Raw genomic sequence first — 19,363 nt, 5'->3', positions numbered from 1 at the left:
GATTTTTTAACTTCAGGAGACTTCAATGACCGCATCCAGAACACCCCCCGCCAACGACTTTGTCCGCTGGGTCGAGGAAAAATCAGACGCCGTCATGGCCGATCTGGCGGACAAGTTTCCGCCCGCGACCAGCGGACCCGAGGCGATTCATGCCGAGACTTTTACCCAGCGCATCGAGGAAGTCCTGCTCGGGCACGAGGCGCCCGATGACGCGCTGCTCGAAGAACTCGCCGCACTGGAGGACGCGCCGCCGCTGAGCGATGAGGAACTGGCCCGGCAGGCGCTGGAATCGGGCGGCGCCGACGCCGATCCGGCCACGCCAGAATAAGCGGGGCGCCCCTTCGCTTCGAGATGGCGGCCATCGTTCGGGACGGCAGAGGGCAGGGCACAATAAAGCGCATGACCCAACAACTTGCCGGCCATCTTCTTGTTGACTGCCTCCTGGCCCAGGGCGTCACCCATGCATTCGGCGTTCCGGGCGAAAGCTACCTGGCGGTGCTTGACGGGCTGCATGCGCGCCGGGACCAGATCCGCTTCATCACCTGCCGCCAGGAGGGTGGCGCGGCCTTCATGGCCGAAGCCCACGGCAAGCTGACCGGACGCCCCGGCGTGTGCATGGTCACGCGCGGGCCGGGCGCGACCAATGCCTCCATCGGCGTGCACACGGCTTTCCAGGATTCGACGCCGATGGTGCTGCTGGTCGGCGACGTGGCCAGCGACTGCCGTGACCGCGAGGCTTTCCAGGAAGTGGACTATTCGAGCTTTTTCGGCCCCAGTACCAAGGGCTTTGCCAAGCGCGTCGAGCGCATCGATGACGCCGACCGCATTCCCGAATACGTGGCGCGCGCCTTTGCCACGGCGATGAACGGCCGGCCCGGCCCGGTGGTGCTGGTGCTGCCCGAGGACATGCTGACGCGCATGACCGCTGCCCGGCCCTTGCCACGGGTGGAAGCGGTGCAGGCCTGGAGCGACCCCGGCGCCCTGCGCACGCTGCGCGAGATGCTGCTGGCGTCAAAGCAGCCGCTGATCATCGCGGGCGGCGGTGGCTGGACGCCGCAGTCGGCGCAGGCCTTGCAGCGCTTTGCCGAAAACTGGAAGCTGCCGGTCGGCAACGCCTTTCGCTTCCAGGACACGTTTGACAACCACCACCCGCTGTATGCCGGCGATGTGGGCATCGGCCTGAGTCCGAAACTGGCTGCGCGCGTCAAGGCCAGCGACCTGATCATTGCCATCGGCCCGCGCCTGGGCGAAATGACGACCGGCAACTACACGCTGATCGAAGCGCCCCGGCCGAAGCAGAAACTGGTGCATATCCACGCCAGCGCCGAGGAACTCAACCGCGTGTTCCAGGCCGACCTGGCGATCAACGCGACCATGAATGCCGCCGCGCGTTCGCTCGAAGTCTTGAGCGCGCCGGTATCGGTGCCGTGGGAAGCCTGGACGGCGTCGGCCAACGAAGACTACCTGGCCAACCTGGTGCCGCAAGCCTTGCCGGGCGACGTCGACATGCCGGCCATCGTCGGCCTGCTGCAGCGCTATCTGCCGGCGGATGCCGTGCTGACCAACGGCGCAGGCAATTTCGCCAGCTGGATTCACCGTTTTTTCAAGCACCACGGGCTGGCCAAGGGACACAAGACGCAGCTCGCGCCCACCGTCGGCGCGATGGGCTACGGCGTGCCGGCCGGCATTGCGGCGGCCATCACGACCGGGCGTGTCGCTTTCACGATTGCCGGCGACGGCGACTTCCTGATGAACGGGCAAGAGCTGGCCACCGCCGTTCAGCACGGCGCCAAAAGCATCATCGTGCTGCTCAACAACGGCATGTACGGCACCATCCGCATGCACCAGGAAAAGCAGTATCCGCAGCATGAAAGCGGCTCGCGCCTGAACAACCCGGACTTTGCGGCGCTGGCGCGCGCCTACGGTTATGCCGGCGTGCGCATCACCCGCACGGACGAATTCGAGGCCGAACTGCTGGCCGCGCTGGATCGGTCCGAAGGCACGCTGATCGAGGTGACACTGGACCCGGAAGTCATCACCACACGCGCCACGCTGTCATCCATCACGCAGGGCGCGCTGAAACAGAAGCTATAAAAATAATAGCTGCTTGTGCATGCCCATATTGCGCAAACGGCATTTTTTGCTTAAAAAATCAACTGGGAAGGTGCCGCTTCAACTTGCAAACCCCCGATGACAGGCGCACCATCGGGGCCGCTGACTGTCACACGCCTGTCATCAAAGCCAGCAACACTAGGGCTTATTTTTTTTAATACCAAAGACCTGTGTTGTTGATTCCTGAACCGACTGTTGCACTGATTCCCAACCCTGTGCCCATCAAGTTTCTTGACCGCGACCACAGCATCCTCGCCTTCAACGAGCGCGTGCTTGACTGGGCGCGGCGCGTGGACGTGCCGCTGCTGGAGCGGCTGCGCTTTTTGTGCATCGTGTCGTCCAACCTGGATGAATTCTTTGAAGTGCGGGCGGTTTCCCACCTGACGGCGGTGCAGAACAACGAGCAAAAGGGCACTTACTCGGTCGCCTCGTTCAAGACGCTCTCGGGCATTGCCCATGACATGGTGGCGCGCCAGTACGCGCTGTACAACGACGAGCTGCTGCCGGCGTTTGCCAGGCACGGCATCCGCATCGTCTCGCACGGCGAGCGCAGCACGGCGCAGCGGCGCTGGGTCAAGGCCTACTTTGAACGCGCGGTGCGCCCGCTCCTGATTCCGGTCGGGCTCGACCCGTCGCACCCGTTTCCGCAGGTCGCCAACAAGTCGCTGAACTTCATCGTGCGGCTGGGCGGGCGCGATGCCTTCGGGCGCGAGAACGAAATCGCCATCGTCAAGGTGCCGCGCGTGCTGCCGCGCCTGATCCACATGCCCAGCCGGGGGGCTGAAAAGGGCAACAAGCTGTTCCTCTCGCTGTCCAGCGTGATCCGGGCGCATCTGGCGGACCTGTTCGCGGGCCGCAAGGTCGGCGAGTTTTCGCAGTTCCGCGTGACCCGGCATTCCGACCTGGAAGTCGATGAGGACGACGTGAAAAACCTGCGCACCGCCCTGCGCCTGGGGCTGGAGCAGCGCAACTACGGCCAGGCGGTCCGGCTGGAAGTGTCGGCCGGCTGCTCGGAGTATCTGTCGGGCTTTTTGCTCAAGCAGTTCAACCTGCCGGCGCAGGCGCTGTACCGGGTGCCTGGCCCGGTCAACCTGGTGCGGCTGACGCAGCTGGTCGATCTGGTCAACGACCCCAAGCTGCTGTTTCCGCGCTACAAGGCCTGCTACCCGAAGCAGCTTCAGCCCGGCCAGTCATTTTTCGAGCGCCTGCGGCAGGGCGACGTGTCGATTCACCAGCCTTTCGAGAGCTTCGACGCGGTACTGGATTTTTTGCGCGAGGCGGTCAATGACCCCTCGGTGCTGGCGATCAAGCAGACCATTTACCGCACCGGACCGGACTCCGAGTTGATGCTGCTGCTGCGCGAGGCGGTGCGGCGCGGCAAGGAAGTCATGGTGGTGGTTGAGCTGAAGGCGCGCTTTGATGAAGAGGCCAACATCAACTGGGCCGAGATGCTCGAATCCATCGGCGCGCAGGTGGTCTATGGCGTGATGGGCCTGAAGACGCATGCCAAGATGCTGCTGGTGACCCGGCGCGAAGGCCAGCGACTGGTGCGCTATGCCCACCTGTCCACCGGCAACTACAACCCGGGCACGGCCCGCCTGTACACCGACGTGAGCTACCTCACGGCCGACCCGCTGCTGACCTCGGACATCGACCATGTGTTCGTGCACCTGGCCAGCCACAGCCGCCTGCCCAAGCTGCACCACCTGCTGCTGGCGCCGTTCCAGCTGCAGCGCAAGCTGATCGAAAAAATCGACGCTCTGGCCCAGGCCGCGCTGCAGGGCAAGGACACGCGCATCGTGGTCAAGACCAATGCCCTGACCGACGAAGACCTGATGCGGGCGCTGGTCAAGGCCGGGCAGTGCGGCGTCAGCATTGACCTGATCGTGCGCGGCGCCTGCATGCTGCCGGCCCAGGTGCCCGGCGTGACCGACAACATCCGCGTGCGCTCGGTGATCGGCCGCTTCCTGGAGCATTCGCGTGTGTTTTACTTTCGCAGCGGCGGTGACGAAACCTTGTTGCTGTCGAGCGCCGACTGGATGAACCGCAACATGCTGCGCCGGGTCGAACTGGCCTGGCCGGTGACTGACCCGGTGATTCGCCAGCGCCTCATCGACGAATGCCTGGTCGCCTACCTGCACGACGGGTGCGATGCCTGGGATTTGCGGCCCGATGGCAGCTATGTGCTGGTGAATCCGGCTGATCCGGCACAGCGCCATGGCGCGCAGTCCGCGCTGATGGCGCGCTACTCGGCTTTGAAACCACGCGAAAGGTAGTCAACCATGGACCTGATTTTGTGGCGTCACGCCGAAGCGGAAGACCTGCCTGAAGGCGTTGTGGATGCGCAAAGAGACCTTGAACGCAAGCTGACCTCGCGCGGGGAAAAGCAGGCCGCGCGCATGGCCGAATGGCTGGACCGGCAGTTGCCCGGCAGTGCCCGCACCCTGGTAAGCCCGGCGCGGCGCTGCGAGCAGACCGCGCTGGCGCTGGGGCGAAAATTCAAGACCCGAGTCGAACTGGCGCCGGGCGCCGCGCCCGAAGACGTGCTGGAACTGGTGCAGTGGCCGCTGAGCAAGACGCCGGTGCTGGTGATTGGCCACCAGCCCACGCTGGGGCAGGTCATTGCCCGGCTGCTGGGGCTGGTTGACTCCGACTGCGCCATCAAGAAAGGCGCGTTGTGGTGGCTGCGCACCCGCGAACGCGATGGCCAGGTGCAGGCTGTCGTGGTGACGGTTCAGTCGCCCGAACTGCTTTAAGCGGCCGGCTGCAGCGCTGGCGGCGGCTTATTTTTTAAGCGCTGGCCGGCCGGTCTTGATGGTGGGAACCTGCGCCAGGGCCGTCAGCAATGCGGCATCCGACAGGGAGGCCAGCATCTTGATGCCCGCGCGCAGCAACTCACTCTTCTTGACAGCGCTGTTCAGCTTGGCGGCCCGCTGCTTCAACTCATCAATCACCGCATATTCCGTTTTGGGAATGGTGAAACTGTCCCGGACCAGCTTGTCTTTTTTGGCTTTGTGCGGCGCAGCCGTTTTTTCAGGCTTCGCAGCGGCCACCGCTTTGACTGCCGGCGCCTTGGCTGCGGTCTTTTGAGGAGGGATCGCCTTCGCCGCTACTTTTTTGACGGGCGTCTTTCTGACGGCCGCTTTTTTAACGGCTGGTTTTGTGAGCGGTGCTGGCGTGACAGGCGCTGCTTCGGCGGCGACTTTTTTGGCGGGCGACCTTGTCCGCTTGACCGCGACCGGGGCGGCTTCCTGTTTTGCCGGGGCCGCCGGGGCTACGGGAGCGGGGGCCGGCAGGGGCGTCGCTACAGGCGCGGATTCTGGGGTTTGTTGTGTGGTGCTCATGAGGGTATTCCTTGATTAAACGGTTTATACAGTTTAATCGAACTTTCATGAAAGCACCAAGATCCGCAGTCTTACAGGCCGGCAGCGTGCAAGGTCCAGGGTGTCTTTTGCCAGGACAGCATTTCTTCCCGCAGCAAATGAGCCGACTGGGGAAAAGCTTCCGCCCAGCCTGGCCGGCAGGTCAGCATGAAGCGCCGTCCGGGATCGGTGTCCCATTCGAGTTGCAGGCCCTTGAGGTCCGGGTCGCGCCGGGCGTGGCACAAGATGACGGCCAGGCGCAGGCACAGCAACTGCTGGACAAACAGCCGGTCTTCAAAATCAGCCTCCAGCTTGCGCAGCTTGCCCCGGTGGCCGAGCACCAGCAGGCTCAGGCGATGCATCTCGTGCACGGCAAAGCCGGGCGCGTCGGCATTGTCCAGAATATAGGCGCCGTGCTTGTGGTAGTAGGTGTGTGAAATCTGGCTGCCGACTTCATGCAGCTGCGCGGCCCATCCGAGCTGGTGCTGCAGGCTGGCCGATTCCGCCTTGGGCAGGCTGCTGCCGGCCATCACGAACAGGTGCTGCGCCACCTGGCTGAGCCGCTCGGCCTGCACGCGGTCGGTATTGAAGTTGTGGGCCAGGCGCTGCACGCTGGTGGTGCGCAAATCCGTCAGGTCTTCGTCCCGCTCCACCAGGTCATACAGCACGCCGTGGCGCAGCGCGCCCTGCGCCGCCTGCATTTTCTCAATGCCCAGCAGGTCAAACACCGCCCTGAGCACGCTGATGCCGCCGCCAATGACGGCCCGGCGCTCTTCCTTCATGCCTTCGATCTTGATCCGGTCGGCGCTTTGCGCCTTGATCAGGCGGTCCAGCAGCCAGTCCAGGCCTTCGCGGGTGACCACATCGGGCTGCCAGCCCGCTGCGGCCAGCACTTCGCTGACCGCGCCTATGGTTCCTGACGAGCCGTAAGCGGCATCCCAGGCCTGCGGGCGATAGGCCGTCATGGCTTCGTCAAGCACCGCCTTGGCGGCAATTTCGGCCAGCTCGAAAGCCCGGGCGCTGAACAGCCCCTGGGGAAAATAGCGCATCGACCAGGCCACGCTGCCCACGCGGTAAGACTCCAGCGTATGCGCATCCAGGCCCTGACCGAGGATCATTTCGGTCGAGCGCCCGCCGATATCGACCACCAGGCGCCGCTCGCTGGACTGCGGCAGCAAATGGGCCACGCCCTGGTAGATCAGGCGGGCTTCCTCGCGGCCGGCAATCACGTCAATCGGAAAACCGAGCAGTTTTTGGCCGCGACTGATGAATTCCTCGCGGTTGAGGGCCTCGCGCAGGGTTTGCGTGGCCACCGCCCGGACCTGCTCTTTCCTGAATCCCGCCAGCCGTTCGCCAAAGCGCGCCAGGCAGTCCCAGCCGCGCTGCATGGCATCTGGCGACAGGTTGCGGTCGGCGTCCAGGCCGTTGCCCTGGCGCACGGTTTCCTTGAGGTACTCGATCCGGTGGATGCGGCCATGGTCAAGGCGGCCTATTTCAAGGCGAAAGCTGTTGGACCCCAAGTCCACAGCGGCAAGCAGTGTTCCGTTTTGCATGTTTGAGCTTTTAGTTCGGAAGCCAGCATAGCATTGGCGCCGAGCACATTTCAGCACGGGCATGGATCAGCCGATCAGCCGGCCGTCCAGCGTCATCATGCTTTGCGTCACGTAGGTGCCGCTTCGGTGCCGGGCGTCGAAGGCGATGTGAAACCCGCCGAGGTTCAGGCTGGTGCGCTGCTGAAAGCCGGCCAGGACGCTTTGGCGGCTCAGCGGCGCGTCGATTCCGCCCAGCACCTCAAAGGTGTAGCGGGCAGCAATGAAGCCGGCCAGGCTCAAGGGGGTGGGGGGTTCGTCGAACAGCCGGGCCAGCGTTTCACGGTACTGCCGCACGACCGGCAAGGCGGCGCTGACCATCGGCACCGGCTGGGTGGCAATGATCGGTGTGTTGCGCGCAGCGCCCATCTGCAGCAGGGTTTGCAGGTTGACGTCGGCCAGGGCCACGATGTAGCGCTGGCGGGCCTGCTTTTCCAGCCCCTGGGTGAACTGGGCCAGCTCCGGCGTGCCGCCCACGAACAGCAGCACGGAGGGCGTGCCGGTGGTGAGCTTCTGGCCCAGCAGGCGCACATCCCCGGTGCCCTGGAAAGACTGCAGCTGCAACTGCATGCCGGCCGCGATGCGTTCGACTTCAAGGTGATAGGCGGCATGCTCCCGGGCGCTTGCATACACGGCGCCCAGAACTTTGACGCCCATGACCGACAGGTTCTTGAGCGCATGGGCGATCTGTTCCTGGCGCGCCGCGAAGATCGGGAAGGTCTTGCTGTCCACTTCAAGGCTGGAGTTTTGCAGCCAGGGCGCGGCATGGGCGATGTTCAGGCCGTCCTGGCGCGACAGGGCGGCTACCTGGCTGGCCAGCGGGTCGCCGACACTGCCGGACAGCACCAGGCAGGACGGGTTGTTCATGGCTTCATTGAGGGCGGAGCGTACGCTGGCGGCCGTGCCGTCGGTTTCCAGCGCCAGATGCGCGACCGGCCGGCCGCGAATGCCGCCGCGTGCGTTGATGTCCTGCCAGGCGGCGCGCGAGCCGATCAGGAAATCCTTGGACACATCCTGCTGTGCCTCCGAGAAATCCACCAGCTGGGCCACCGTCAGGCTGCGCGAGGACGCAGCCGGCTTGCCAGGCTGCGCCCAGCCGGCGGTGGTCGCGGCGGCGCCCGCCGTCAGCAGGCCGGCGCGTCGCAGCCAATGGCGGCGATTCAAAGGGGAGGGGGCAGGCAGCATATTTGTTTTTCAGTGAACTTGGACCATGAACCAGAGTGCTATGAAATAAATAGCTACTAGCGCCCTTGCAGCATGCGCAAAAGGCATAAATGAGTCAAAAACAAGGCAGTCGGGATGCCTTGTCAGGCATCAGCGGCTGGCCGGCGGCAAAAGAACACTGTCCACGACATGGACCACGCCGTTGCTGGCGGCAATGTCCGGCGTTTGCACCAGCGCTTCTTCCACGGTCACGAAGTCGCCGGCCCGCGAAAGTGCCAGGTTGGCGCCGTTGACGGTCTTGCTGTTGCCGTTCTTCACATCGGCCAGCATGACCTTGCCGGGAATGACGTGGTAGGTGAGCACTGCCTTGAGCTTGGCCGGGTCGCTGGCCAGCGCCTGCATGGTCTTGGCCGGCACCTTGGCAAAGGCTTCATTGGTGGGCGCAAAAACCGTGAACGGGCCAGTGCCCTTGAGCGTGTCCGTCAGGCCGGCTTTGACAACGAGGCCGTTCAGGGTCGAGAGCTGGGGTTGTGCAGCCACGGTGTCGGCGACTGAAACGGGAAGCGAGGTCGAGGCACAGCCGGAAAGGATCGCAACGGCGGTAAGGACAAATATGAAATGGCGCTTGAGCATGTGAATCTCCTGGGTAACTGGGTAAGACAGCCGCAAGAGTAAGGGTATTCCATGACCACTTTGTGACAGAAATTTGAATGTTTTGTGACAGCAAGGTGTCGGTTTTACCTTGGCAAAATGCCGCAGGTCTGTCATATCCCTGTCACACAAGACTTCTACAGTGGCGCCATCTTTCTTATCAACCGTAAAGGTGTTCTGATGCAATCAACTCTCAAAGCTTCGATGACCGTGACCCTGGGCGCTGCCCTGATGTCGTTTGCCACGCTGTCGGCTGCGCAGGATGTCACGGGCGCCGGCGCCACCTTCCCGGCACCGCTTTATTCCAAATGGGCCGCCGATTACAACAAGGCGACCAACATCAAGATCAACTACCAGTCGGTAGGCTCCGGCGCTGGTATTCGTCAAATTGAAGCCAAGACCGTGGATTTTGGTGCATCGGACATGCCGCTGAAGGATGACGAGCTGGCTAAAAAAGGGTTGATGCAGTTCCCCACCGTCATTGGTGGCGTGGTGCCCGTGGTGAACATCAAGGGTATTGCCCCAGGTCAGCTTAAGTTGACGGGCCAGGTTCTGGGTGACATCTACCTCGGCAAGATCACCAAGTGGAGCGATCCGGCCATCAAGGCGCTGAACCCCACCCTGCCTTTGCCTGATGTGGCGATTGCGCCAGTGCGCCGCGCCGATGGTTCGGGCACCAGCTTTATCTTTACCAATTACCTGAGCAAGGTGAATGCCGAGTGGAAAGCCAAAGTGGGCGAGGGTACGGCCGTCAACTGGCCTGTGGGCGCGGGCGGCAAGGGTAATGAGGGTGTGGCTGCGTTTGTGGGCCGGCTGCCCAACTCGATTGGCTACCTTGAATACGCTTACATCAAACAAAACAAGCTGACTTTTGCGCAGATGAAAAATGCCGCCGGCAACTTTGTTTCGCCCGAAGACACGGCTTTCAAGGCCGCAGCCGCTGGCGCCGAATGGTCCAAGAGCTTCTACCAGATCCTGACCGAGCAGCCCGGCAAGGATGCCTGGCCCATCACCGGCGCGACCTTCATCCTGATGCAGAAAGTCCAGGAAAAACCGGCCCAGGCCGCTACGTCGCTCAAGTTCTTCGAGTGGGCTTACAAGAATGGCGACCAGACCGCTGACACGCTGGACTATGTACCGATGCCTGCCAATGTGAAGCTCATCGTCGAAAAAGCCTGGGGCGAGATCAAGGACGCTTCGGGTAAAGCCGTCGCCTACAAGTAAATCGCCAGATAAATAGTCAGGCAGCAGGCTTTGCATTCCAGCTTACAACCATAGGGGTTTTATTTCGTGTCCTCTACACTTCCGGCAAGCCGGGCCGCTTTTGAGTTTCCGGCAAAAGCGACCGGACGCGCCATGACCAATCCTCCCCCTGTGAAACCTGTGAAACGAAGCCCGCTGCCGGACCGGATTTTCGGCTGGGCCGCGCTGGCGGCTGCACTGCTGACGCTGGGGCTCTTGATTGCCATCCTGGTGTCGCTGGTGATCGGTGCCTGGCCGGCCATCAGCAAATATGGCCTTGGCTTTTTGACCAACAGCGTCTGGGACCCGGTGCAAAACGAGTACGGCGGGCTGGTGATGATTTACGGCACTCTGGCCACTTCCTTCATCGCGCTCTTGATCGCCGTGCCTGTGAGCTTTGGCATCGCACTGTTTTTGACCGAACTGTCGCCGGCCTGGCTCAAGCGCTCGCTCGGCACGGCCATCGAGTTGCTGGCCGCCGTGCCGTCCATCGTCTATGGCATGTGGGGCTTGCTGGTGTTCGGCCCCATCCTGGCCACCTATGTGCAGCAGCCGCTGCAAAACATGTTCAGCGAGGTGCCTTACCTGGGCGCGCTGTTTTCAGGCCCGCCGGTCGGTATCGGCATCTTGTCGGCCGGGATTATTCTGGCTATCATGATCATCCCGTTCATCGCCTCGGTGATGCGCGACGTGTTCGAGGTCACGCCGGTGCTGCTCAAGGAATCGGCCTACGGACTCGGGGCCACGACCTGGGAAGTGGTGTCGAAGGTGGTGCTGCCTTACACCAAGGCCGGCGTCATGGGCGGCATCATGCTGGGGCTGGGGCGTGCGCTGGGTGAAACCATGGCGGTGACGTTTGTCATCGGTAACTTCAACCAGCTCGATTCCCTGAGCCTGTTCCAGGCGGCCAACAGCATCACGTCGGCACTGGCCAACGAGTTTGCCGAAGCCGGTGAAGGCCTGCACCAGGCGTCGCTGATCTACCTGGGTCTGGTCCTGTTCTTCATTACCTTCGTGGTGCTGTCGCTGTCCAAGCTGCTGCTGTCGCAGTTGCAGAAAAATGAAGGAACCAAGTCATGAGCGCCGTCATGCAAAACGCAGCGCAGGCTGCGCGCCTGGCCAAATTTTCCCGGCGCAAGCGGGTCAATCAGTTCGCGCTGGTGCTGTCGCTGACGGCCATGGCCTTCGGTTTGTTCTGGCTGTTCTGGATCTTGTGGGAAACCGTCAGGCTGGGCATAGGCGGTATCTCGCTGGCGACCTTCACCGAAATGACGCCGGCCCCCAATGAAGAGGGCGGCATTGCCAATGCCATCTACGGCTCGCTGCTGATGGTGCTGCTGTCCACCTTTGTCGGAACACCGATTGGCATCATGGCCGGCATCTACCTGGCCGAGTACAACACCAAGGGGCTTCTCGCTTCCATCACGCGCTTTGTCAACGACATCCTGCTGTCGGCGCCTTCCATCGTGATCGGCCTGTTTGTCTATGCCATCGTGGTGTCGCGCTTTCATTCGTTCTCAGGCTGGGCCGGTGTCCTGGCGCTGGCGCTGATCGTGATTCCGGTGGTGATCCGCACGACCGAGAACATGCTGCAGCTGATTCCGCCGGGCCTGCGCGAAGCTGCCTATGCGCTGGGCGCGCCCAAGTGGAAAGTCATCACCAGCATCACGCTGCGCGCTGCCCGCTCCGGCGTGGTCACCGGCATTTTGCTGGCCGTGGCGCGCATCGCCGGTGAAACCGCGCCGCTGCTGTTCACCGCCCTGAACAACCAGTTCTGGACCTCGAACCTGAACCAGCCGATGGCCAGCCTGCCGGTAACGATCTTCAAGTTCGCCATGAGCCCGTATGAAAACTGGCAGAAACTGGCCTGGGCGGGCGTCTTCATCATCACGATGGCGGTGCTGGGCCTGAATATTCTGGCGCGCGTGCTGACGCGCAAAAAAGACTGAACTTCCGGCAACTCACAGCCCGGCTACCTAAAAGACAAGGTGAATGATGGATACCCTGACCGCAACCCGTGAAAAATCTAAAATTTCAGTCAACAACCTGAATTTTTACTACGGCAAATTCCATGCCCTCAAGAACATCAACCTTGAAATTCCCGAGAACAAGGTGACGGCTTTCATCGGCCCTTCGGGCTGCGGAAAATCGACCCTGTTGCGGATTTTCAACCGCATGTACGAGCTGTACCCCGAGCAGCGGGCGCAAGGCGAAGTGATGCTGGATGGCACCAACCTGCTGACTTCCAAGGAAGACGTGGCGCTGCTTCGGGCCAAGGTCGGCATGGTGTTCCAGAAACCGACACCGTTCCCGATGTCGATTTACGACAACATTGCGTTCGGCGTGAAGCTGTTTGAAAACCTCAATGCTTCCGACATGGACGAGCGGGTCGAATGGGCCTTGCGCAAGGCCGCTTTGTGGACCGAGGTCAAGGACAAGCTCAACCAGAGCGGCGCCAGCCTGTCGGGCGGCCAGCAGCAGCGGCTGTGCATTGCCCGGGGCATCGCCATCAAGCCCGAAGTGCTGCTGCTCGACGAGCCCTGCTCGGCACTGGACCCGATTTCGACCGCCAAGGTCGAGGAGCTGATTGCCGAGCTGAAAGACGACTACACCGTGGTCATCGTGACGCACAACATGCAGCAGGCCGCGCGCTGCAGCGACTACACGGCCTACATGTATCTGGGCGATCTGGTGGAGTTCGGCGCCACCGAAGACATCTTCTTCAAGCCCAAGCGCAAGGAAACCGAAGACTACATCACCGGCCGTTTCGGCTGAGCAAGAAGCAAGAAGCAAATAATCAAGAAATAAATAAGCAATCAAGGAGTAACACCATGGCTGACAAACACCTGTCCACCCAGTTTGACAGTGAACTCAACGGGGTATCGTCCCGCGTGATGGAACTCGGCGGCCTGGTCGAATCCCAGTTGCGGCTGGCGATTTATGCGCTGTCGCAGTTCAGCGCCGAAAGCGCCAACCAGGTCATCGAAACCGAGCTTCGCGTCAACGGCATGGAACTGGAGATTGACCGCGAACTGTCGTCCATCATCGCGCGGCGCCAGCCCACGGCGCGCGACCTGCGGCTGCTGATCGCGATTTCAAAAACCACCGCCAATCTGGAACGGGCGGGCGATGAGGCGGCAAAAATCGCCCGCATGGTCAAGTCCATCATCGACAGCGGTGCATCGCGCACGCTGCCATCGACCGATCTGCGGGTGGCTGCCGACCTGGCCTCGGGCCTGTTGCGCAAGGCGCTTGACGCCTTTGCCCGGCTGGACACGGCGGCAGCGGTGTCCATCCTCAAGGAAGACGACCAGATCGATGCCGAATTTGATGGCTTCGTGCGCAAGCTGATCACCTACATGATGGAAGACCCGCGCACCATCTCGGCCAGCCTGGACCTGCTGTTTATCGCCAAGGCCATCGAGCGCGTGGGCGACCATGCCAAGAACATTGCCGAGTTCATCATCTACATCGTCAAGGGCGCCGATGTCCGGCACAGCCCGATGGACCAGATCGAGTCCGCCGTCAAGCAATGAAACACCTGCCACGCGTATTGATTGTTGAAGATGAACCGGCCATTGCCGAACTGATTCAGGTCAACCTGAAGCACGGCGGCTTCATTCCGGTGCTGGCCTACGACAGCGTGGCGGCCCAGCGCGAACTGGACACCATGCTGCCCGACGTGATTTTGCTCGACTGGATGCTGCCGGGCCAGAGCGGCCTGAGCCTGGCACGCCTCTGGCGCAAGCAGGAACGGACCCGAAGTATTCCGATCCTGATGCTGACGGCGCGCGGCGACGAGCCCGACAAGGTGGCCGGGCTGGACGCCGGCGCCGACGACTACATCACCAAGCCTTTTTCCACGCAGGAGCTGCTGGCCCGCATCCGCGCCGTGCTGCGCCGCCGCGCGCCCGAGTCGCAGGGCGACAGCGTGACCGTTGGCGCACTGGTGCTTGATGCCGCCACCCACCGCATTGCCTGGCAGGGCCAGGACCTCAAGCTGGGGCCGACCGAGTTCAAGCTGCTGCACTACCTGATGAAGCATCCGGAAAGGGTGCACAGCCGCAGCAGCCTGCTCGACAAGGTCTGGGGCGACCATGTGTTCATTGAAGAGCGCACGGTCGATGTGCATGTCAAGCGCCTGCGCGAGGCGCTGGGCGCGGCCGGCGCCATGGTGGAAACCGTTCGTGGGGCCGGCTACCGGCTGACGGGCGTGGTTGCAAAAACTCCTGCTGCTACGGCGGCATCTGCGGGGTCATGATCCGGCGCTGGATCGCTTTTGCCTGCTGTGCGGTGGTTGGCGGCGCCGTGGGCTGGTGGGCCGGTTCACGGGAAGGCCTGGCCTGGGGGCTGCTGCTGGGCGCCGCCGGCTGGCAGCTCATGGACAGTTTTTACGCCAGGCGGCTTCTCAACTGGCTGCGGTCGGAGCAGAGCAACGAAACGCCGGTCCTGATGGCGGGCGCGCAGCCCCGCCTGCCCGGTGTCTGGGGCGAGGCCGCCGACCGCGTGCGCCGGCTGCTGAAAAACCGCCACCAGCAGTACAGCGAAAGCCAAGCGCGCCTGGATGAATTCCTGTCCGCCTTGCAGGCTTCGCCCAACGGCGTGGTGCTGCTCGACGACGAGGGCCGCATCGAGTGGTGCAACCAGATGGCGGCGCAGCATTTCGGTTTTGATGCCAAGCGAGACATCCAGCAGCACATCGCCAACCTGGTGCGTGACCCGGCCTTCAATGCCTACATGGCGACGGCTAATTTTTCGCAGGAGGTGGTGATTCCGGGCAATTTCAGCACCCCGGCGCGACCCGTCAAGCTGTCGGTGCATGTGCATTGTTATGGCAAGGGCAAAAAACTCCTGCTCTCTCGCGACATCACCGCGCTGGAGCAGGCCGAAGCCATGCGGCGCGATTTCGTGGCCAATGTGTCGCACGAAATCCGCACGCCCCTGACCGTGGTGTCTGGCTTCATCGAAACCCTGCAAACCTTTCCCTTGAAGAAGCCCGAGCGCGACCGTTACCTCTGCCTGATGGCCCAGCAGTCGCAGCGCATGCAGACCCTGGTGGATGATTTGCTGACGCTGTCGCGCCTGGAAGGCAGTCCGTTGCCCGGCGCTCAGGAGTGGAGCGCGACCAAATCCCTGTTTGCCCAGTGCGAACAGGAAGCCCGGGCGCTTTCCGGCGTGATTGCGCCGCAGGGCCATCAACTGGTGTTCGAGCCCGGCCCGGCCTGTGAAATTGCCGGCATCCAGCGGGAGATCTGCAGTGCTCTGTCCAATCTGGTCACCAATGCAGTGCGTTACACGCCCGAGGCCGGGCTGATTCGCGTCAGCTGGACGCTGCTGGCCGATGGACGCGGCGAGTTCCGCGTCAGGGATTCAGGACCGGGCATTGCGCCCGAGCATCTGCCCCGGCTAACCGAGCGCTTTTACCGGGTGGACCGCAGCCGTTCGCGCGAGACCGGCGGCACCGGCCTGGGGCTGGCGATTGTCAAGCATGTGGCCCAGCGCCACGGGGCGCAACTGCGAATTGAAAGCCAGGTGGGGCAGGGCTCGTGCTTTTCCATCATCTTTCCCGCTGCCCGGGTACGCCAGCCGGTTCAGGCGGCCTGAGTGCTGTCTGCCGTGGCGGGGCTGCTGCGCCGCACGGCGTACAGCAGCAAGCCCAGCAGGCAAGCGGCCACCAGAGCGATGGCCAGCGTGCTGGCAGCCCAGAAGCTGCTGGCCGCTTGCGTGGCTGCGTGGCCCGCCAGGCCGACATAAGCCAGCTGGTAGCCGCCAAACAGGCCCAGCCCCCAGAGCAGCACGCCGTACAGCGCCAGCGGCGCCATCGTGATGCGGTAGCAGCGCAGCAAGAACGCACACAGCGCCTGCAGCGCATCGGCCACATGGTAGAAGGCCACCCACACCAGCAGGGTCGAGGCCAGCGCAACCACTTCGGGGCTTGCCGAATACCAGCCCGCCAGCAACTGACCTGCTATGGAAAAAATAGCTGCCAGAGCAAGCGCAATAAGCGCAGTGAGCTTCAAACCCATGAAAACCACGCGTTTGGCGTGGTCCGGCCGGCCCGCGCCCAGCCAGAACGACACCCGGGCGCTGCAGGCCACCGCCATCGACAGCGGCATCATGTACAGCACGGCCGCCACGCTGGCGGCAATTTGGTGGCTGGCCGAAGCGATGGTTCCCAGCCGCGCGATGAACAGCGCCATCAGCGTGAAGGACGTCACCTCCACCAGGTAGGCCAGCCCGCCGGGAATGCCGAGCCGGGCGAAGGTGCGCAGTTGCGGCCAGTCGGGCCGCTCCATCCGCCGCCAGATGGCGTATGGCTGGTAAATACCCTGGGTTCGCAGCATGAGCACGGCCAGCAGCAGCAGGAGGTAGTTGACCGCCAGCGTGGCCCAGGCGCAGCCCACGGCGCCCATGGCATCGATACCGCCGCCGCCGGCCACCAGCCAGATCGACAAGGGGATCTTGAGCCCCAGCGCGGCAATCTGCAGCCAGGTCACCAGGCGTGGCTTGCCCAGGGACTGGTTGAGGGTGCTGTAGAGCCGGAACAGCAGGGAAGGGGCAAAGGCAAAGGCCAGCACGGCGAGGTAGCGCTGCACTTCGTCCTGCATCAGGGCGGGCACCTGCGCCCAGCGAAGGAGCACGCCCGGAAACAGCAGGGCGGCCATGCCCGCGATGCAGATGAAACCGCACAAATACAGGCTTTGCCGCAGCGAGCGCCCGACCGCTTCATGCCGGCGTGCACCCAGCATTTCGGCCCAGATCGGGAGCAGCGCCTGCACGATGCCGATCAGCCCGACATACACGCTGATGTACAGGGCCGAGCCCACCGACAGCGCAGCCAGCGCCGCATCGCTGTAGCGTCCGGCAATCACGGTGTCGGCAACGCCGAAGGCCATCACGGCCAACTGGCCGACCAGGATGGTGGCCGCATGGCGGCTGACCCGCCTGATCTCGCTCATGGACGCGGCGGGGCAGTCGCCGGACTGGCCGGGCGGTTGCGGCTGACGCGCTTGTACACCAGCATGTTTTCAGTTTTGTCGGTGGGTTTGCGCACCGTGGCCTGGAACGCCCAGTCGGGCAGGTTCACTGCTGCGCTCAGGCTTGGCTGGGCCGCGATATCGACCACCAGGTAAGGGCAACTGGCCTGCGGAGTTGCCTGGCGCAGTTCGAGCTGGCCGTGGTACTGCAGGGCCGCCGCCTGGGCGCTGCCGACGCCGTAGATTTCGACACAGCTTTTTTTATCCACCAGGCTTGCCACCTGGCGCGACAGCGGCCCCAGGCTGCGCGCGTAGTCCAGCAAGGGCATCCAGAGCGTCATCAGCAGCAGCCAGCAAAGCGTGGCGCCACCCGCAGGCAGCACCAGCGATTTCCAGATGGCTGCGCGGTGCGCACCCGTGCGCCAGCGCACCAGCCAGGCCCAGGCCAGCGTGGCAGCGACCGCCGCTGTAAAGGCAATCAGCGAAAAACTGGGCTCGAACCCCGGCGCGAGTTTGGCCACATTGGCGGCGGGTTGCCGTGGGACGCCGGTTTGCATGGCAATCCAGATGACCCAGATGATGATCGCGCAGCCGGTAAAAAACAGCAGCGTGAACCAGTCAATCAGCGACGCCACGCTGCGCTTGAGCGTGGGCAGCGCAAAGGCAGCCAAGGCGGCCAGCGGCGGCAGGCTCAGCAGCAGGCTCCGGTCGGAAGCCGTCGTGGTGAGCGTCGAGACCACCGCCATGCCGGCAAACCACAGCGGCAGCGCCACATGGCGGCTGGCCAGTTGCCTGCGCCAGCCCCACAGGGTCCACAAGGCCAGTGGCCAGGCAGGCCAGGTAAACCACAGTAGCAAGCGTCCCAGGCTTTTCAAGTCATTCCAGGCGGGCTGGCCGTCCGTGCCGGGCAATTGAATTCGCCAGCGCCACAGGTCCAGTCCAGAACTCAGCAGCGAAACGGCCAGCGTGATGCCGGCGATCAGCAGCACCCAGTGCCAGGAGTGCCGCTTGCTGGCTGCATCGGCGCCCTTTGCCGAATTCCCCCAGCGCCTGTGCGTCCACTCCACCAGCGTGCCGCCCACGCCAAGCAGCAAAGCCAGCGTTGGTGCGCCACTCAGCGCCAGGCCTGCCAGGCCGATCAGCAAGCCCAGCGCCGGGCCAATAATCTGGGTCGCGCGGCGGTAGGGGCTGGAGGCCATGGCATAAAACGCCAGGGTGGTAAAGCCCAGTTGCGCCAGGGCGGGCGTGGTTTCGTGTGAAAACTGCGCCAGGCCCAAACTGGCAATCAGCGCCAGTACGCCCGCATCGGCAATGGCCCGTGCATAGTCCACCGAGTTGGCTTCGCCGCCAAAGGCAAAGGCGACGGGCTGGGCCTGCGGGCTTCGGGCCAGGTAATAGACGCCATACCAGGTGGCCAGCAGCGTCAGCGTCAGCAGCAGCATGAAAGGAATGCGCACGGCCAGGGCCGGATCAAGAAAAGGCAGAATCTTGATGGCGATGGCGCCCAGCCAGTACGGAACCAAGGCGTCAAACCCGGTCACCTGACCGAGCAATTGCGGTTGCAGCCAGTTGGCTGCGGCGGAGGTGAGTTCGCGCATCACGCCAAAGGCCGCGATGTCCTCGTTTTTCCAGGGACCGCGCCCCAGGAAACCAGGCACGATATAGGCCATGCAAAACAGCAGCAGCGCCCAGCGCGGCAGGCGTCGGACGGCGGACTGGGCAATGATGGCGGGCGATGGTTTTTTCAAAACGGCTTGACGATAGGAAAAGAATGAGGTGTAACACTCAAGGCGTCACAAATTTTGCCGAAAAAAAAGCAGCCTGAAACTCAGGCTGCTTTTTTTGCCGACGGGCGAAAAGCTTTGCAGCTTACTCGGCAGCGACCGGTGCAGCTTCAGGTGCTGCTTCTTTGGCGGCGGTTTTGCCAAAGCGGTTGCGGAAGCGCTCAACGCGGCCGCCCATGTTGTCCACGGATTTTTGCGTGCCGGTGTAGAACGGATGCGATTCGCTGGACGTGTCGAGCTTGTACAGCGGCAGTTCGCGGCCGTCTTCCATCTTCACCATTTCTTTGGTGTTCACGCACGAGCGGGTCACGAACTTGAAGTTGTTGGACAAGTCCATAAAACAAACTTCGCGGTAGTTGGGGTGAATGCCTTCTTTCATGATTCTCTTTCCTTTTTCATCGTTTTGGTAGCCACCTGAAACCGTTCCAGGCACTTTCCATGAAGCCCGCGATTATCGCATGAGAAACAAGCCCCCACGCTTG

General features: G+C 63.0%; 18 protein-coding genes. 11 read left to right on the top strand and 7 right to left on the bottom strand.

Annotation, left to right across the window (positions count from 1 at the left end; all coding sequences use genetic code 11):
• Nucleotides 1-25 precede the first annotated feature (25 nt).
• From PNAP_RS11095 to PNAP_RS11080, 4 genes are all read left to right on the top strand, one after another.
• Nucleotides 26-328, top strand: coding sequence for a hypothetical protein (locus tag PNAP_RS11095; RefSeq protein WP_011801600.1), 303 nt, complete (start codon nucleotides 26-28; stop codon nucleotides 326-328).
• A 71-nt stretch (nucleotides 329-399) separates the two neighbouring features.
• Nucleotides 400-2,094, top strand: coding sequence for a thiamine pyrophosphate-binding protein (locus PNAP_RS11090; RefSeq protein WP_041377194.1), 1,695 nt, complete (start codon nucleotides 400-402; stop codon nucleotides 2,092-2,094).
• A gap of 188 nt (nucleotides 2,095-2,282) precedes the next feature.
• The gene (ppk1, locus tag PNAP_RS11085) at nucleotides 2,283-4,388 is read left to right on the top strand and encodes a polyphosphate kinase 1 (protein ID WP_011801598.1); all 2,106 of its coding nucleotides are present in this window, start codon (nucleotides 2,283-2,285) and stop codon (nucleotides 4,386-4,388) included.
• 6 nt (nucleotides 4,389-4,394) lie between these two features.
• On the top strand, nucleotides 4,395-4,868 hold the full coding sequence (locus PNAP_RS11080) for a SixA phosphatase family protein (RefSeq protein WP_011801597.1): 474 nt from the start codon (nucleotides 4,395-4,397) through the stop codon (nucleotides 4,866-4,868).
• Nucleotides 4,869-4,895: 27 nt separating this feature from the next.
• On the opposite strand, the gene PNAP_RS11075 is transcribed toward PNAP_RS11080, so the two are convergent.
• The 4 genes from PNAP_RS11075 to PNAP_RS11060 form a co-directional block, all read right to left on the bottom strand.
• Nucleotides 4,896-5,456, bottom strand: a complete 561-nt coding sequence (locus PNAP_RS11075; RefSeq protein WP_011801596.1) for a hypothetical protein — start codon at nucleotides 5,454-5,456, stop codon at nucleotides 4,896-4,898.
• A gap of 71 nt (nucleotides 5,457-5,527) precedes the next feature.
• On the bottom strand, nucleotides 5,528-7,027 hold the full coding sequence (locus PNAP_RS11070; protein WP_041376662.1) for a Ppx/GppA phosphatase family protein: 1,500 nt from the start codon (nucleotides 7,025-7,027) through the stop codon (nucleotides 5,528-5,530).
• Nucleotides 7,028-7,093: 66 nt separating this feature from the next.
• Nucleotides 7,094-8,248, bottom strand: a complete 1,155-nt coding sequence (locus tag PNAP_RS11065; protein ID WP_011801594.1) for an ABC transporter substrate-binding protein — start codon at nucleotides 8,246-8,248, stop codon at nucleotides 7,094-7,096.
• A 129-nt stretch (nucleotides 8,249-8,377) separates the two neighbouring features.
• Nucleotides 8,378-8,860: a fasciclin domain-containing protein gene (locus tag PNAP_RS11060; RefSeq protein ID WP_011801593.1), complete on the bottom strand. Its 483-nt coding sequence runs from the start codon at nucleotides 8,858-8,860 to the stop codon at nucleotides 8,378-8,380.
• A 198-nt stretch (nucleotides 8,861-9,058) separates the two neighbouring features.
• On the opposite strand from PNAP_RS11060, the gene pstS reads away from it, so the two are divergent.
• The 7 genes from pstS to phoR all read left to right on the top strand — a co-directional run bounded on the left by pstS (nucleotide 9,059) and on the right by phoR (nucleotide 15,724).
• Nucleotides 9,059-10,102, top strand: coding sequence for a phosphate ABC transporter substrate-binding protein PstS (gene pstS, locus PNAP_RS11055; protein ID WP_011801592.1), 1,044 nt, complete (start codon nucleotides 9,059-9,061; stop codon nucleotides 10,100-10,102).
• Between the two features lie 132 nt (nucleotides 10,103-10,234).
• Nucleotides 10,235-11,200, top strand: coding sequence for a phosphate ABC transporter permease subunit PstC (gene pstC, locus PNAP_RS11050; protein WP_011801591.1), 966 nt, complete (start codon nucleotides 10,235-10,237; stop codon nucleotides 11,198-11,200).
• A complete protein-coding gene (pstA, locus tag PNAP_RS11045; RefSeq protein WP_011801590.1) occupies nucleotides 11,197-12,069 on the top strand; it encodes a phosphate ABC transporter permease PstA in 873 nt (290 codons plus the stop codon). The genes pstC and pstA overlap by 4 nt, the downstream gene beginning before the upstream one ends.
• A gap of 46 nt (nucleotides 12,070-12,115) precedes the next feature.
• Nucleotides 12,116-12,895: a phosphate ABC transporter ATP-binding protein PstB gene (gene pstB / locus PNAP_RS11040; RefSeq protein ID WP_041376661.1), complete on the top strand. Its 780-nt coding sequence runs from the start codon at nucleotides 12,116-12,118 to the stop codon at nucleotides 12,893-12,895.
• 56 nt (nucleotides 12,896-12,951) lie between these two features.
• Complete coding sequence (phoU, locus tag PNAP_RS11035) at nucleotides 12,952-13,656, top strand: phosphate signaling complex protein PhoU (RefSeq protein WP_011801588.1); 705 nt, start codon at nucleotides 12,952-12,954, stop codon at nucleotides 13,654-13,656.
• Nucleotides 13,653-14,381, top strand: a complete 729-nt coding sequence (gene phoB, locus PNAP_RS11030; protein ID WP_011801587.1) for a phosphate regulon transcriptional regulator PhoB — start codon at nucleotides 13,653-13,655, stop codon at nucleotides 14,379-14,381. Before phoU ends, phoB begins: the two co-directional genes overlap by 4 nt.
• Complete coding sequence (gene phoR / locus PNAP_RS11025; RefSeq protein ID WP_011801586.1) at nucleotides 14,378-15,724, top strand: phosphate regulon sensor histidine kinase PhoR; 1,347 nt, start codon at nucleotides 14,378-14,380, stop codon at nucleotides 15,722-15,724. Before phoB ends, phoR begins: the two co-directional genes overlap by 4 nt.
• Here phoR and PNAP_RS11020 read toward each other — a convergent pair.
• From PNAP_RS11020 to PNAP_RS11010, 3 genes are all read right to left on the bottom strand, one after another.
• Entirely contained in the window at nucleotides 15,712-17,079 is a 1,368-nt protein-coding gene (locus PNAP_RS11020) for an MATE family efflux transporter (RefSeq protein ID WP_011801585.1), read from the bottom strand. The two genes, phoR and PNAP_RS11020, sit on opposite strands and share 13 nt — an antisense overlap.
• A complete protein-coding gene (locus PNAP_RS11015) occupies nucleotides 17,076-18,845 on the bottom strand; it encodes a membrane protein (protein WP_011801584.1) in 1,770 nt (589 codons plus the stop codon). The genes PNAP_RS11020 and PNAP_RS11015 overlap by 4 nt, the downstream gene beginning before the upstream one ends.
• A 121-nt stretch (nucleotides 18,846-18,966) precedes the next feature.
• Nucleotides 18,967-19,260, bottom strand: coding sequence for a type B 50S ribosomal protein L31 (locus PNAP_RS11010; protein ID WP_011801583.1), 294 nt, complete (start codon nucleotides 19,258-19,260; stop codon nucleotides 18,967-18,969).
• Nucleotides 19,261-19,363 lie beyond the last annotated feature (103 nt).

The organism is Polaromonas naphthalenivorans CJ2, from assembly GCF_000015505.1.
Classification (GTDB): Bacteria; Pseudomonadota; Gammaproteobacteria; order Burkholderiales; family Burkholderiaceae_C; genus Polaromonas; species Polaromonas naphthalenivorans.
This window is presented reverse-complemented; position numbering and strand designations above follow the sequence as displayed.